The organism is Roseateles sp. GW821-FHT09H10, assembly GCF_059415865.1.
This window is the reverse complement of the sequence record NZ_JBWKOB010000001.1, coordinates 778,630-794,230: the sequence shown is the minus strand read 5'-3', so window position 1 is coordinate 794,230 and position 15,601 is coordinate 778,630. Positions and strand designations below refer to the sequence as shown.

Below are 15,601 nucleotides of genomic sequence, written 5' to 3'. Positions count from 1 at the left end.
GGTGCTGATCGGGTGCGCCTCGGCGCCGGGATCTTTTTGCACAGGACACGACTCATGCTCTTCCGCTCCCTCCTCCGCTGGACCGCACCGCTGCTGATAGCTGCCACCAGCCTGCACGCCTCGGCCCAGTCCACGCTGCGCATCGGCTTTCAGAAATCCGCCAGCCTGCTGACGCTGCAGAAATCCAGCGGCTCCCTCGAGAAGAAGCTCGCGCCCCTCGGCGTGGCCGTCAAATGGGTGGAGTTCCCCGCCGGCCCGCAGCTGCTCGAAGGCCTGAATGTCGGCGCCGTCGACGTCGGTTTTGTCGGCGAGGCCCCGCCCATCTTTGCCCAGGCCGCCGGCGCCCAGTTCGTCTACATCGGCTACGACCCGGCCGCGCCCGAGGCCGAGGCCATCGTCGTGCCCAAGGACTCGCCCATCAAGACGGTGGCGGACCTCAAGGGCAAGAAGGTTGCGCTGAACAAGGGCAGCAATGTCCACTACCTCATCGTCAAGGCACTGGAGAAGCAGGGCCTGAAGTTCAGCGATGTGCAGGCCGTCTACCTGCCGCCGGCCGATGCGCGCGCCGCCTTCGAGCGCGGCGCGGTGGATGCCTGGGTGATCTGGGATCCCTTCCTGGCCGCCGTCGAGAAGCAGAGCGGCGCCCGGCTGCTGGCCGACGGCAAGGGCATCGTCAACAACTACGCCTACTACCTGGCCGAGCGCAGCTACGCCGAGAAGCAGCCCCAGGTCATCCAGGCCCTGTTCGACGACACGCAGGCCCAGGCCGCCACGCTGAAGGCCAACATCAAGGCCGCGGCCGCCGTCATCGCGCCGCTGCAGGGGCTGGAGCCCGAGGTCGTCGAGAAGAGCCTGACGCGCTACCAGTTCGGCGTGAAGCCTCTCACCGCCGCCGTCGCCGCCGAACAGCAGAAGATCGCCGACACCTTCCATGCGCTGGGCCTCATCCCCAAACCCATCCGTGTGGCCGATGCCCTGCCCGGCTCCGTCAAGCTCGCCGAGGCGGCTGCCAAATGAGCGCTCACCACACGACGCGGCGCGCCGCTGTCGCCATCCTCGCGACGACCGCCGCGGTCTGGACGCGCGCCCAGACGCCGCAGCAACTGCGCATCGGCTTCCAGAAGGGCTCCTTCAATCTCGCGCTGCTGAAGAGCTATGGCCTGCTCGAGCAGCGCCTGCCCGGCACGCGCATCCAGTGGACCGAGTTCCCCGCCGGCCCGCAGCTGCTGGAGGCCCTGGCCTTGGGGCACGTGGAGTTCGGCGCCACCGGCGACGCGCCACCCGTGTTCGCCCAGGCCGCCGGCAAGGATGTCGTCTATGTCGGCGCCGAGCCGCCCAAGCCCGACAGCTCGGCCGTCCTCGTCAAGCCCGATTCGCCGCTGAAGACCCTGGCCGACCTGAAGGGTCGGCGCATCGCGTTGCAGAAGGGCAGCAGCGCCCACTTCCTGACCGTGCAGGCCGTCAAGAAGGCCGGCCTGAGCTGGTCCGACATCCAGGCCGTCTACCTGCCGCCGGCCGATGCGCGCGCCGCCTTCGAGCGCGGCTCGGTCGACGCCTGGGCCGTCTGGGACCCCTACTACGCCGCGGCCGAAGTGACGGGGGAACTGCGCGCCCTGGCCACCAGCCGCGGCCTGACAAACAACAACACCTTCTACCTGGCCTCGCGCGCACTGAGCCGCGACACAGCCCTGGTGAAGACGCTGTTCCAGGCCCTGACCGACACCGACGCGCGCGCCCGCGCCGACCGCCGCGACGCCGTGCAGCGCTATGCCGACTTCGCCGGCCTGCCGCTGGCCACGGTCTACAAGATGGTCGAGCGCCGCGGCGCCGCGCCCGTCGGGCCACTGACGGCTGACATCGCCCGGGAGCAGCAGCTGGTGGCCGACTCCTTCGCCGAGCTCGGCCTCATCCCCCGCCCCATCCGCGTGGCCGAAGCCATCGCCACGCCCATCAAGAAGGCTTGAGGCCATGAAGATCTTCTGGTTCATCCCCACCCACGGCGACAGCCGCTATCTCGGCAGCTCGCGCGGCGCCCGCGTGGCCGACCATGCCTACTTCAAGCAGATCGCCATCGCCGCCGACAGCCTGGGCTATGAAGGCGTGCTGCTGCCCACCGGCCGCAGCTGCGAGGACTCCTGGATCGTCGCCGCCAGCCTCATCGATGCGACGAAGCACCTGAAGTTCCTCGTCGCGCTGCGCCCTGGCCTGGTCGCCCCCTCGCAGAGCGCCCGCATGGCCGCGACGCTGGACCGGCTCTCCGGCGGGCGCCTGCTCGTCAACCTCGTCACCGGCGGCGACCCCGACGAGCTGGCCGGCGATGGCCAGTTTCTCGACCACGCGGCGCGCTACGAGCAGTCGGCCGAGTTCATCCGCATCTGGCGCGAGCTGCTGGCCCGCTCCCATACCGGCGAGGCGCTGGACCTGGACGGCGAGCACCTCAGCGTCAAGGGCGGCAAGGTGCTCTACCCGCCCATCAACAAGCCCTACCCACCGGTGTTTTTCGGCGGCTCCTCGGGCCCGGCGCACGAGCTGGCGGCCGAACAGGTCGACACCTACTTGACCTGGGGCGAACCGCCCGCCGAGGTGGCGAAGAAGCTCGCCGATGTGCGCGGGCGCGCCGCGGCACGCGGCCGCCAGCTGCAGTACGGCATCCGCCTGCATGTCATTGTGCGCGAGACCGAAGACGAAGCCTGGCGCGCCGCCACCGAGCTGCTGTCAGAGCTGGACGAGGCCACCGTGGCCGCGGCCCAGCAGCGCTTCAAGACCATGGACTCCGTCGGCCAGCGCCGCATGGCCGAGCTGCATGGCGGCCAGTTCAACAAGGCCGATGTGCGCGCCGGCCTGGAGATCTCGCCCAACCTCTGGGCCGGCGTCGGCCTGGTGCGCGGCGGCGCCGGCACGGCCCTGGTCGGCAACCCGCAGCAGGTGGCCGACCGCATCCAGGAATACTCGGACCTCGGCCTGGAGTACTTCATCCTCAGCGGCTATCCGCATCTGGACGAGGCGCACCGCTTTGCCGAGCTGGTCTTCCCGCTGCTGCCGCTGGGCGTGCGCGAGAAGCTGACAGCGCCGGCACTGACGGGCCCGTTCGGCGAAGTGGTTGCCAACAGCTACGTCCCGAAAGCCGTCTCTGCAAGCTGAAGCCATGCTGAAGCGCCTCACTCCCTGGCTGCTGCCCGCCACCATCCTGGTCGCCTGGGAGATCGCCTCGCGCAGCGGCGTGCTGTCGGCGCGCATCCTGCCCGAACCCGCCGCCGTGCTGGCAGCCTTCTGGCAGCTGCTGCGCTCGGGCGAACTGGCCCATCACGTCGGCGTCAGCGCCGTACGCGCCTTCTCGGCCCTCGCCATCGGCGGTGGCCTGGGCCTGCTGCTGGGCCTGCTGACCGGCACCTGGAAGCGCGCCGAAGCCCTGCTCGACACCACGCTGCAGATGCTGCGCAACATCCCGGCCCTGGCGCTGATCCCGCTCGTCATCCTGTGGTTCGGCATCGACGAGGCAGCCAAGCTGGTGCTGGTGGCCGTGGGCGTGTTCTTCCCGGTCTACCTGAACACCTTCCACGGCATCCGCAACGTCGACCGCGACCTCATCGAGATGGCGCGCAGCTACGGGCTGTCGGGCTGGCAGCTCTACCGCCAGGTCATCCTGCCCGGCGCCCTGCCCTCCATCCTCGTCGGACTGCGCTTCTCGCTGGGCCTGATGTGGGTGCTGCTCATCGTCGCCGAGACCCTGTCGGCCCAGGCCGGCATCGGCTATCTGACGATGAATGCCCGCGAGTTCCTGCAGACCGACATCGTGCTGGTGGGCATCCTGCTCTACGCCCTGCTGGGCAAGCTGGCCGACGTGGTCGCCCGCGGCCTCGAGAAGGCCTGGCTGCCCTGGCACAAGGGCTATGCCGAACAAGGAAGCTGACCATGTGGCTCACCGAAGTCGACTCCCCCGTGCTGCCGCGTGAACCGGTCGCCGAGGCGCCGCCAACAAGGGACACCGCCAACGGCCTCGCGCTGAAGCTGCGCGGCGTCGCCAAATCCTTCGGCGCCCGCCATGTGCTGGAGGCGCTGGACCTGAACGTCGCCCCTGGCGAGTTCGTCGCCCTGGTGGGCCGCAGCGGTTGCGGCAAAAGCACGCTGCTGCGCCTCATTGCCGGGCTGGATGCACCGAGCGCCGGGCTCATCGAGGCGGGCCGGGCCGACGAACGCCGGCTGATGTTCCAGGACGCCCGCCTGCTGCCCTGGAAGCGCGTCGCCGACAACGTGGCCCTCGGCCTCGATGGCCGGGATGCGAAGGATCGAGCCCTGCAGGCCCTGTCCCAGGTCGGCCTCGCCGGCCGCGGCGATGACTGGCCGGCGACGCTGTCCGGCGGCCAGCGCCAGCGCGTCGCCCTGGCTCGCGCCCTGGTGCATCGCCCGCGCCTGCTGCTGCTGGACGAGCCGCTGGGCGCCCTGGATGCGCTGACGCGGCTGGAGATGCACCGACTCATCGAGCAGCTCTGGCGCCAGCACGGCTTCACGGCCCTGCTGGTCACCCACGATGTCGCCGAGGCCGTGGCCCTGGCCGACCGCGTGCTGCTGATCGACCGCGGCGGCATCGCCCTGGACGCCACGGTCGCCCTGCAGCGGCCGCGTTCCCGCACGGCGGCGGGCTTCGCCGAACTGGAGGAGCGGGTGCTGCGCCACATCGTGGGGCACCCGGCCACGGCTTGAGAAACCGGCGGGGCGGCAGCGGGCGTGGGCGTGCAGGCGCCCCCATCACGGCCCGGGTCGGCGACACGGCCGCGCTGCCGCCCTGCCAAAAAAGTTCTTGACCTCGTTCTGCTCGCCATCTACAGTGCACTACATCGCATGCGATTTAAACGTATGCGATTGCAAACCAACCCACCCACCATCCTCCGAGTCCGACACCATGAGCAAGATCCAGAACGTCCTCGTCACCGGCAAGACCCACACCACCGTGAGCGGCGGCGCCAAGCCCGGCCGCCACGACAAGGTGGACATCCGCCTGACGGCCCCGCGTGGCGCCGCGCCCTCGCACGCTTTTGAAGGCATCGCCGCCCACCCCACCGCCGAGCAGCTGTTCGCCGGCGCCTGGTCTGCCTGCTACACCGGTGCGCTGGACCTGGCCGCCCAGTCGCTGAAGGTCGCCCTGCCCGCCAATCTGTCCGTGGACATCGAGGTGGACCTGGGCCAGGCCGGCAGCGAGTACCTCCTGCAAGCCCGCCTGACCGTCAGCCTGCCCGGCGTCGATCCCGAAACCGCCGCGGCCGTGGCCCACAAGGCCGATCAGATCTGCCCGTACTCCAAGGCAGTGCGCGGCAACATCGACGTCGCGCTGAACGTCATCACGGCCTGAATTTTTCAAGCATTAGACATCGCATGCGATGCAATCGCATGCGTTTTCAAGCAGATCAAGGAACCCATCATGAAGACCTTTTCCACCATCGTCATCGCCGCCGTCCTGTCCGCCATTGCCATTTCCGCGAGCGCGGCCGGCGCAAGCCGTGAGCAGGTCATCGCCGAACTGGCCCGTGCGCGCGCCTCCGGCGAACTGACCGAGCTGAACAGCGAGAACGCCGGAGCCTTCCGGCGCAACGCGCCGTCCACCAAGACCCGTGCCCAGGTGGTTGCGGAATTGCAGGACTCCCGCAACAGCGGCGAACTGGCCCGGCTGCAAGCCGAAGACCCGACTCTGCAGCCGAACCAGCCACGGATCGCCGGCAGCAAGCTGGCGGTTGCCCAGGCCCGTTGATGCCGCGCCAGGCCTGCCTCGAAAGGACAGCTCCCATGAACGCCCTCCCCGCCAACTACGTCCCCATCAGCTGCGAGTTCCACGACCTGCTGGAAATTCATGCGATGGCGGGCCGGGCCGTGCCCCTGCTCTTCCGTGACGAGGAAGGGGCGCTGCAGGCCCAGACCGCCCGCATTGCCGATCTGTTCAGCCGCGGCGGTGCCGAGTTCCTCAGCACCGCATCCGGCCAGTCCATCCGCCTGGACCAGCTGGTCGAGGTGGACGGGGTCAGGCTGGCCAGCTTCTGCAGTGGCTGACGGAAGACTCATGCGATACAGTCGCATGCGATTTTCGACGCAGCGGCCGGCGAGCTCTCGTCCTTGCGCATGCGCCACCAGAGGATGCCCATGAAATCCAACACCGCCGACGCGCCAGCCCGCCCGCTGTCCGACTACCTCTGCTTTGCGGTCTATTCAGCCAACCTCGCGTTCGGCAAGGCCTACAAGCCGATGCTGGACGAGGTGGGGCTCACCTACACCCAGTACATCGCCCTCATCGCCATCTGGGAAGAGGACAACCAGACCGTCGGCAGCCTGGGGGAGAAGCTGTTCCTCGAGTCCAACACGCTGACGCCGATGCTGAAGAAGCTCGAGGCCATGGGCTTCGTGGAACGCCAGCGCGACCCCCAGGACGAACGCCTGGTGCGCGTCACGCTGACGAAGAGCGGCCGCCGCGTGCGCGAGAAGGCCTTGGCCCTGAATGCGGGCCTGCTGCAGGCCACGGGGCTCTCCGCGGACGAGTTCGCCAAGCTCCAGCGCGCCGTGGTGGGGCTGCGCGGCAGCCTGATCCGCTCGACGGGCACCGCGGAATGAATCCCGTGCTGCACATCGCCTGCCTCTGCGCCGCCTGGTGCCGCACCTGCGAGTCCTACCAGCAAGTCTTCGAAGCCGCCTGCGCCGAGCTGCCGCAGGCCGGCCTGCAGGTGCGCTGGATCGACATCGAGGACGAGGCCGAGTTGATCGGCGACCTGGACATCGAGACCTTCCCGACGCTGCTGATCGCCGATGCAGAGCACGTCCGCTTCGCCGGGCCGCTGACGCCCCAGCCCGAGACGCTCAAGCGGGTGCTGCGCGCCCACCTGGCGGACGCACGGCCCATGGCGGTCGAGGCGGCCTACATCGAGCTCGCCTCCCGGCTGCGCAGCCGGGCCTGACCCCCTACAAACGCACTAACCGAGCAGACAACGCCGCCGCTTTTCACCATGCGGCAGAACCGGCGTTTTTCATGGGGGACGCGTAGGACAGCACTGACAGAGACACGCGACGCATGCCGCTGTGCCGACACGGCCTCGACACCCAAAGTCGAATCATGTCCGCACCGCCCCAACATCCTCCGCATGACCTGACACCCACGGGCGCTGCACAAGCCTTCGTCAAGCTCGCCGGAGGGCATGAGGCCGCGGCTTCTCCCGTGCGAGCCGTGCAGTTCGGTGCCGAGCGCTTCGCCGAGCACGGCCGCAGCCTGGCCGCCGCCCAGCGTGTCGACGACCCGCGCCACCAGCCCCGTCCCTTCTCGCCACGCCTGCGCAGCAATCTGCAGGTCTGGACCTCGGCGCTGGCGGTGTTGTCCGAGGAAGGCCTGCAGGCCGACATCGATCCGGCCCATGCCTGGCTGCTGGACAACGCCCGCATCGTGCAGCAGCAGCTCGACGAGGTCTTGCACGACCTGCCGCGCAGCTATTTCCAGCGCCTGCCGCGCTTGGCCGACGAACCCCTGCAGGGCCTGCCGCGCGTCTATGGCGTGGCCTGGGCCTGGGTGGCCCACGCCGACAGCTCGCTGGACCTGGCCCTGCTGCACCATTTCCTGACCGGCCACCACGAGGTCGAGGCGCTGACGCTGCGCGAGCTGTGGGCCCTGCCGTCGACGCTGCGCGTCGTGCTGGTGGAGAACCTGCGCCGCCTGGCCGAGCGTGCCGCCTGGCGTCATCTGGCCCGCCGCGCCGCCCAGGGCCTGTTCGAGGCCCTGCCGCATCTGGACGCCGACGCCGTGCGCCGACAGCTGCAGCAATGGCAGGCCGCCTGGCCGCACGACCCCGCCATCGCCGCCCTGGCACTGCGCCTGCATGAGCGGCTGACCGACCGCGCCCTCGGCCAGGCCGACCAGCGTGATGCGGAGGATTCGTCCTGGGGCGCCGTGGCCGCCTGGCTGGCCGAGATGCTGCCCGACCCTGGCGCCGTCCAGGCCGCCGAGCAGGCCGAGAGCGGCGCCGACCACCAGAGCATCCGCAATGCCATCGGCAGCCTGCGCAACCTCGGCGCGGCCAACTGGGCCGGCCTGTTCGAGGCCGTGCACCCGACGCTGCGGGCGCTGGGCCGCATCGACGTCTACCGCCAGGAGCACGAGGCCACGCGCGACATGGCCATGCATGCCATCGAGGCGCTGACCGAAAGGCACAACGTGCCCGAGGCCGACGTGGCCCAGGTGCTGCGCCTGCTCTGCAACGACCCCGCCTGGGCCGAGGACGCCGAGGAGCGCGCGCCGCTGTACTGGCTGTCCGGCCCCGGCCGTGAGCGCCTGCTGGCCGAACTGCGCCTGAAGGCCACCCGCGGCGAGCGCTTCGCCGCCGCGCTGCGCCGCCATCGCGTCGCCCTCTACCTGACCAGCCTGGGCGGCCTGCTGGTGCTGGCCGAGCTGACCCTGCTGATGCTGGGCCTGCCCGCAGGCGCGGGCTGGCCCATGGTGGTGGTGGCCGTGCTGCTGTCGCTGCTGCCGACCAGCGAGGCCGTCGTCGCCCTGGCCAACCGCCTCATCAGCGAATGCGCCCCGCCGGCCTTGCTGCCGCGCCTCAGCTGGCCGCAGGGCATCCCGGCCACGGCCCGCAGCCTGGTCGTCATCCCCTGCATGCTGACGCGGTCCAAGGGCATCGCGACGCTGCTGGCCCAACTGGAGCGTCACCACCTTGCCAACCTCGAGGACGAAGCCCAGTTCGCCCTGCTCAGCGACTGGACCGATGCCAAGGCCGAGCACCAGCCCCAGGACTCCGCCCTGCTCGCCGAGGCGCGTGACGGCATCGCCGCGCTGAACCAGCGCCACGGCACCGCCAGCGACGGCCGGCCGCGCTTCCTGCTGCTGCACCGCGAACGGCGCTGGAGCGAGTCCGAGCAGCGCTGGATCGGCTGGGAGCGCAAGCGCGGCAAGACCGAGGCCCTGGCCGCCCTGCTGTCCGGCCAGGCGCCCGACGCCCTGCCCGACCGCTTCGTCGACCTCGGCGAGCTGTCCACCCCGGCGCCGGGCATCCGGCACATCGTCACGCTGGATGCCGACACCGCCCTGCCCCCCGGCGCGCTGCGCGAGCTGGTGGCCATCGCCGCCCACCCGCTGAACCGGCCGCGGCTGGGACGCTCGTCCAGCGGCGCCGTCACCGTCGTGCGCGGTCACGGCATGCTGCAGCCGCGCATCGCCACGCCGCTGGCCACCGCCGCCGGCAGCTCGACGGTGCACGGCACCTGGTTCCACAGCCTGTTCGCCGGCCAGCTCGGTCTGGACCCCTACAGCGCCGCCAGCTCCGAGGTCTACCAGGACCTCTTCGACGAAGGCAGCGCCACCGGCAAGGGACTGATCGACGTGCAGGCTGCGGCCGCCGTGCTGGCCCACCGCCTTCCCGAGGGCCAGGTCTTGAGCCACGACCTGCTGGAAGGCTCGCTGATGCGCTGCGCGGGCGTCAGCGACGTGGTGCTGGTGGAGCCCGCCCCCATGCATGCCGACGTGGCCGCCTCGCGCATCCACCGCTGGACGCGCGGCGACTGGCAGCTGCTGCCCTTCCTCGGCAACCCGCGCCGCTGGGGCCTGCGCGGCGTCCACATCTGGAAGATGCTGGACAACCTGCGCCGCTCCCTCGTCGCCCCTGCTGCGCTGCTGCTGCTGGTGGCCTCCTGGGTGGGCATCGGCCTGTCGCCGGCCTGGGCCCTGGGCCTGGTGGCCGCCGTCTTCGGCGGCGGGCCGCTGATGGGCGCCCTGGCCGCCTGCGCGCCGTCGGGCGACAACCTGTCGCTGGCCCGCTTCTACCGCCACGCCGCCGTCGAGCTGGGCCGCGCCGTCGGCAGCGTGGTCTGGCATCTGGCCCTGCTGCCGGCCTCGGCCTGGCTGGGCCTGGACGCCATCGTGCGCGCGCTGTGGCGCCAGCGCGTGAGCCACCAGCATCTGCTGGAATGGACCACGGCCGACGCCGCCGAGGCCGCCGCCCGGACCGACTGGAAATCGCTGTGGCGCCAGCACAAGCACATCACCGCGGCCGCCGGCGTGCTGGCCCTGCTGCTGATGACACCGGCCCTGATCGGCCGCCCGGTCGACTGGGAGCAAGCCCTGCCCCTGCTGCTGGCCTGGGCACTGACGCCGCTGTGGATAGGCCTGGCCAGCCGGCCGCGCGCCCGCCCGCGCCGCGAGGCCATCAGCGACGACGAGCGCCAGTACCTGCTCGGCGTCGCCCGCGACACCTGGCGCTGGTTCGAACGCTGGGTCACCAAGGACGACAACGACCTGCCGCCCGACAACGTGCAGTTCGACCCCGACATCGCCGTCGCCCACCGCACCTCGCCCACCAATATCGGCCTGTACCTGCTGTCGGCCTGCTGCGCGCGCGAGTTCGGCTGGCTGCACGACGTCGGCCTGGCCGAGCGCATCGGCCGCACGCTGGACACGCTGGACAAGCTGCCCCGCCATCGCGGCCATTTCTACAACTGGATCGACACCCAGCGCATGGCCCTGCTGGAGCCGCACTACGTCTCCGCCGTGGACAGCGGCAATCTCTGCGCGCATCTGCTCGTCGTCGCCGCGGCCTGCGAGGGCTTTGCGCGCGGTGGCGAGGGCATGCCGCCTCAGCCCGAGGTGGCCGAGGCGCTGCGCCAGGTGGCGGCCCGCGCGCGCAGGCTGGCGCTGGAACACGACTTCAAGTGGCTCTACGACCCGCAGCGCCGCCTGCTGCACATCGGCGCCGTCGCCCCCATGGGCGTCGAGCCCGGTGACGAGCGCCTGGACCAGAACCACTATGACCTGCTGGCCTCCGAGGCCCGCCTGGCCAGCCTGGTCGCCATCGCCAAGGGCGACATCCCGGCCGGCCACTGGGGCGCCCTGGGCCGGCCCTTCTTCTCGCGCGGCCGCGTCACCGGGCTGAAGAGCTGGTCGGGCTCGATGTTCGAGATGCTGATGCCTTCGCTGGTGCTGGACGAGCCCACCGGCAGCGCCCTGGCCGAGGCCTCGCGCGCCGCCGTCATGGAGCAGATCCGCGCCGGGCGCGCCGCCGGCCTGCCCTGGGGCGTGTCCGAGAGCGCCTATGCCAAGCGCGACAACAGCCTGGCCTACCAATACGGCCCGCAGGGCGTGGCCTCGCTGGCCCTGCGCGACACGCCGCCGGAAGAGATCGTCATCGCCCCCTATGCCAGCCTGATGGCGACCATGGTCATGCCGCGTGCGGCCGTCGCCAACCTGCGCGCGCTGCAGGCCCTGGGCGCCCGTCACGACGGCGGCTTCATGGAGGCGCTGGACTACACGGCCACCCGCCAGCCCGAGGCGCCCGCCGACGCACCGCCCGGGCGGCGCTTCGTGCGCATCGGCACCACCATGGCCCATCACCACGGCATGTCCCTGGTGGCCCTGACCGAGGTGTTGTGCGGCGGCGCGCCGCAGCGCTGGGCCGACGCCGAGCCGCGCCTGTGCGCGGTGCGCTGGCTGCTGCACGAGCGCGCGCCGCACAAGGTGGCGCCGCTGCGCGAGCAGCCGCCCAAGCTGACGCGCAGCGCGCCGCGCAAGGCGCGCATCTCGCTGGTCGTGCCCGAGCTGCACGGCCGCGCCCTGCCCGCCACGGCCTGGCTGGGCAGCGGCCGGCTCAGCGCCATGGTGCGCGAGCATGGCGGCGGCACCCTGGTCTGGGGCGAGCCCGGCAGCCAGGTGCTGGTGAGCCGCTGGCGCGACGACCTCGCCCAGGACCTGCTCGGCCACCATCTGCATCTGCGCGACCTGGACCTGCACTGGAACGGCACGCCCGAGCAAAGCCCCTGGCGTTCGCTGACGCTGCGGCCGACGCCCGGCCCGCAATGGCGCTACGGCTGCCGCCTGCATCCGGCCAGCGCCCAGTTCACAGCTGAGGGCGAGGAGCTGCATGCCCACACCGAGGCGTGGGTGGCGGTGGAGGACGATGTCGAGCTGCGCCGCATCACACTGCGCAACCTCGCCCACCGGCCGCGCCGCCTGGCCCTCGTGTCCAGCTTCGAGCCGGTGCTGGCCCCGGCCAAGGCCGACCTGGCCCATCCCGCCTTCGGCAAGCTCTTCCTGCAGGTGCAATGGGAGCCCGGCCAGCAGGCCCTGCACTGGCAGCGCCTGCCGCGCGGCCACAAGGAGCAGCCGCTGCATGCGGTGCATGCGCTGGTCGGCGTGGAGCTGGAGGGCGGCGCGCGCCTGGACCGCGTGCGCGCCGGCGCTGACCGCGCCCACTGGCTGGCGCGCGGCGGCACGGCGGGCCAGCCGGGCGGCGCCATCGCGCATGCCGGCGTGCAAGCCCTGCTCGGCACCGACGTCAGCGGCCTGAACACCGAGGCCGGCACGCTGGACACCGGCAACGACCCGATCTCGCTGCTGCACCTGGTGCTGACGCTGCCGCCCGGCGCCAGCATCACGCTGACGCTCGCCACCGCAGCGGCCCGCGAGCCGCAGACGCTGAACCATCTGCTGGACAAGCTGCGCCAGCCGGCCCTGTGCGAGCGCTCGCTGATGCTGGCCCACACCATGGCCGGCGTGCGCACCCAGGGTGCCGCGCTGGCGCCGGGCGCCTGGCGCGCCGGCCTGACGCTGCAGACCCTGCTGACCTCGCAGGCCGCCCGCGAGCCCCTGCCCCTGCCCGAGACCGGCTATGAGCGCGATGCGCTGTGGCGCCACGGCATCTCGGGCGACGACCCCATCGTGCTGATCCGCGTGGCCGACGCCACCGGCGTCGCCATGGTCCGAGAGCTCTGCGCGCTGCTGCAGGCCCAGGGCAGCCCGCTGGCGGTGGACATCGTCGTGCTGGACGCCGAGCCGCCGTCCTATCTGGCGCCGGTGTCGCGCGCGCTGCGCTCGCTGGCCGAGCAGCAGGGCCACGGCCGCTGCCGCGTGCATGTGCTGTCGGACGAAGCGGTGGGGCCGGACACGCGCTTCGCGCTCAACCTGCTGGCCCGCGTGCGCTGGTTCGCCGACGGCCGGCCGCTGGCCCAGCAGCTGGAGCGCCTGGGCATCAACCACGAGCAGTCGGCCAAGGCGCGCCGCGCCGCCGGTGCGACCCTGGTGTCCAGCCTCGCCGCCCAGCCCGGCGCCGAGGCGCCGGCCAGCGACTTCGATCCCGACAGCGGCGCCTGCCGCTTCGAGCTGGCCGAACGCGCCCAGCCGCCGCGGCCGTGGATCAACGTCATCGCCAACGAGGAGTTCGGCTGTCAGGTGTCGGAGCGCGGCGCCGGCATGGCCTGGGCCGGCAACAGCCGCCTGCACCAGATCACGCCCTGGTCCAACGACGCGCTGCTGGACTCGCCCGGCGAATGGCTGATGCTGCACTGCCTGTCCAGCGGCAAGGCCTGGCTGCTGGGCCGCGCCGCGGCGAAGCAGAACGTCGCCCACCTGCCCGGTGCCACGGCCATGGCCTTCCAGCTGCCGGGCATGGTCGTGCGCCTGCGCTGGTCCGTCGACGAGAGGACGGCCGTCAGGCAGTGCCAGATCGAGCTGCATGCAGCCCCGGGCAAGCCGCCGCGCCCCATGCGCCTGCTGGCCGGCGCGCAATGGCAGCTGGGCATGGACAGCAGCGCGCGGCGCAGCGTCGTCACGCGCCTGGAGCCGTCGCAGGGCGATGGCCCGCTGCTGGCCCTGGCCACCCAGGCCGACGGCCTCAACGGCTTTGGCGGCCACACCGCCTGGATGGCCCTGCGCCCCACCCGTGAAGGCGACGCCACGGCCGACCAGATCGACAGCCTCGCCAGCGACCAAGCCCTGTGGCCCTGGCCGGCGGACGCCGGCTTCACGCCCGACCTGAACCGCCCGCGCCCCTGGACGGCCGCCATCGAGGCCAGCGGCGACCGCCGCCTGCTGTTCGACGACGAAGGCCGCCTCGTCATGCCCCATGCCCTGGACGGCCTGGCCGGCCCCGCCACCGATCCCGCGGCCCTGCTGGCCGTGCCCATCCGTCTCGAGGCCGGCCATGCCTGGCACGGCACGGTGCTGCTCGGCCACGCACCCAGCCTGGCCGCAGCTCGCGAGCAGGCCGCCAGCGCCTGGGCCGCCGACCCGCTGCGCCGCCTGGCCGCCCAGCGCGAGGTGTGGCGGGCCTTGTGCGCGCCCGTTCAGGTCGACACGCCGGACCCGGCCTTCGACGCCCTCGTCAACCACTGGCTGCCGACCCAGGTACTGGCCTGCCGCATCTGGGGCCGGGCCGGCTTCTATCAGGCCGGCGGCGCCTTCGGTTTCCGCGACCAGCTGCAGGATGCGATGTCGCTGGTGCAGCACGCGCCCGAGCGCCTGGCCGTGCAGATCCGCAAGCACGCGGCCCGCCAGTTCCCGCCCGGCGATGTGCAGCACTGGTGGCATGAACCCGCCGGCGCCGGCGTGCGCACGCATTTCGCGGACGACCGGCTGTGGCTGGCCCTCGCGCTGGCCCTGTATGTCGAGCGCACCGGCGACACCTCGCTGGCCGACGAGACCCTGCCCTTCCTGCAGGGCCGCCCCGTGCCCGAAGGCGCCGAGGACATCTATGAGGTGCCGGCCATCAGCGACGAGGTCGCGTCCATCTACGAGCACGCGGCGCGCTCCATCGACGTCAGCCTGCCCGTGGGCGCCCACGGGCTGCCGCTGTTCGGCACCGGCGACTGGAACGACGGCATGAACCGCGTCGGCGCCGAGGGCCGCGGGGAATCGGTATGGATGGGCTTCTTCCTGTGCGCCGTCATCGACGCCCTGCACCCGCTGGCCATCGCACGCGGCGAGCAGGCGCGGGCCGCCAGCTGGCGCCAGGCGCGCGAGAAGCTGGCCAAGGCCCTGGATGCCGAGGCCTGGGACGGCCGCTGGTACCGGCGCGGCTGGTTCGACGATGGCAGCATCCTCGGCACCCACGACGCCAGCGAATGCCGCATCGACCTCATCGTGCAGGCCTGGGCCGTGCTGACCGGCGCGGCCGACTCGGATCGCGCCCGCCTGGCCCTGGACAGCGCCTGGCGCGAGTTGCACGACCGCGATGCGCATCTGCTGCGCCTGCTGTGGCCGCCGCTGAAGGACCAGCAGCCGGAGGCCGGCTATATCCAGGCCTACCCCGGCGGCGTGCGCGAGAACGGCGGCCAGTACAACCACGCCGCCACCTGGGCCCTGATGGCCAGCGCCAAGCTCGGCCAGGCCGAACGCGCCTGGGCGGCCTTCACGGCCATCAGCCCGGCCCACCGCGGCGCTCATGGCGAGGACTACGGGCTGGAGCCGTTCGCGGTCGCTGGCGACATCGAAACCGCCTCACCGCATGCCGGCCGCGGCGGCTGGAGCTGGTACACGGGCGCGGCCGGCTGGCTGCTGCGCGCCGCTGTCGAGTCGCTGTGCGGCGTCAAGCTCGCCGACGGTCTGCTGCGCGTGCAGCCCTGCCTGCCGCCGCATTGGCCGCAGGCCCGCGTGCGCCTGCTGCACCAGGGCCGGCGCATCGAGGTCATGCTGCAACGCGCACCCATGGGCGCCGGCGCCGCGCCGCCGGCGGGCTTCCGCACCTTCGTGCCGGGCTCGACGCTGGCCCTGGGCGACGTTGACGGCGATCTGCAGCTGTGGGTGCCCGTGACCGAAGCGCCGGTGCGCCGGGCCGAACCGGCAGCGGCGTTCTGAACCCGCCCAAAGCAA

Annotated in this window: 11 protein-coding genes; all 11 read left to right on the top strand. The window is 71.9% G+C overall.

Going from position 1 to position 15,601, the window contains the following annotated elements; translation table 11 throughout:
• Positions 1–54 precede the first annotated feature (54 nt).
• The 11 genes from AC07OY_RS03575 (at position 55) to AC07OY_RS03525 (ending at position 15,586) form a co-directional block, all read left to right on the top strand.
• A complete protein-coding gene (locus AC07OY_RS03575; protein ID WP_495041143.1) occupies positions 55–1,017 on the top strand; it encodes a sulfonate ABC transporter substrate-binding protein in 963 nt (320 codons plus the stop codon).
• The gene (locus AC07OY_RS03570) at positions 1,014–1,964 is read left to right on the top strand and encodes an aliphatic sulfonate ABC transporter substrate-binding protein (protein WP_495041142.1); all 951 of its coding nucleotides are present in this window, start codon (positions 1,014–1,016) and stop codon (positions 1,962–1,964) included. The genes AC07OY_RS03575 and AC07OY_RS03570 overlap by 4 nt, the downstream gene beginning before the upstream one ends.
• A 4-nt stretch (positions 1,965–1,968) precedes the next feature.
• Entirely contained in the window at positions 1,969–3,141 is a 1,173-nt protein-coding gene (gene ssuD, locus AC07OY_RS03565; protein ID WP_495041141.1) for an FMNH2-dependent alkanesulfonate monooxygenase, read from the top strand.
• A gap of 4 nt (positions 3,142–3,145) precedes the next feature.
• Entirely contained in the window at positions 3,146–3,910 is a 765-nt protein-coding gene (gene ssuC / locus AC07OY_RS03560; RefSeq protein ID WP_495041140.1) for an aliphatic sulfonate ABC transporter permease SsuC, read from the top strand.
• A gap of 2 nt (positions 3,911–3,912) precedes the next feature.
• Entirely contained in the window at positions 3,913–4,701 is a 789-nt protein-coding gene (locus AC07OY_RS03555; RefSeq protein ID WP_495041139.1) for an ATP-binding cassette domain-containing protein, read from the top strand.
• A gap of 199 nt (positions 4,702–4,900) precedes the next feature.
• Positions 4,901–5,347, top strand: coding sequence for an Ohr family peroxiredoxin (locus tag AC07OY_RS03550; RefSeq protein WP_495041138.1), 447 nt, complete (start codon positions 4,901–4,903; stop codon positions 5,345–5,347).
• 69 nt (positions 5,348–5,416) lie between these two features.
• Positions 5,417–5,743, top strand: a complete 327-nt coding sequence (locus tag AC07OY_RS03545) for a DUF4148 domain-containing protein (RefSeq protein WP_495041137.1) — start codon at positions 5,417–5,419, stop codon at positions 5,741–5,743.
• A gap of 35 nt (positions 5,744–5,778) precedes the next feature.
• Positions 5,779–6,039: a hypothetical protein gene (locus AC07OY_RS03540; RefSeq protein ID WP_495041136.1), complete on the top strand. Its 261-nt coding sequence runs from the start codon at positions 5,779–5,781 to the stop codon at positions 6,037–6,039.
• A 90-nt stretch (positions 6,040–6,129) separates the two neighbouring features.
• Entirely contained in the window at positions 6,130–6,594 is a 465-nt protein-coding gene (locus tag AC07OY_RS03535; RefSeq protein ID WP_495041135.1) for a MarR family winged helix-turn-helix transcriptional regulator, read from the top strand.
• A complete protein-coding gene (locus AC07OY_RS03530) occupies positions 6,591–6,935 on the top strand; it encodes a thioredoxin domain-containing protein (RefSeq protein WP_495041134.1) in 345 nt (114 codons plus the stop codon). The genes AC07OY_RS03535 and AC07OY_RS03530 overlap by 4 nt, the downstream gene beginning before the upstream one ends.
• A 155-nt stretch (positions 6,936–7,090) precedes the next feature.
• A complete protein-coding gene (locus AC07OY_RS03525) occupies positions 7,091–15,586 on the top strand; it encodes a GH36-type glycosyl hydrolase domain-containing protein (RefSeq protein ID WP_495041133.1) in 8,496 nt (2,831 codons plus the stop codon).
• Positions 15,587–15,601: the final 15 nt, after the last annotated feature.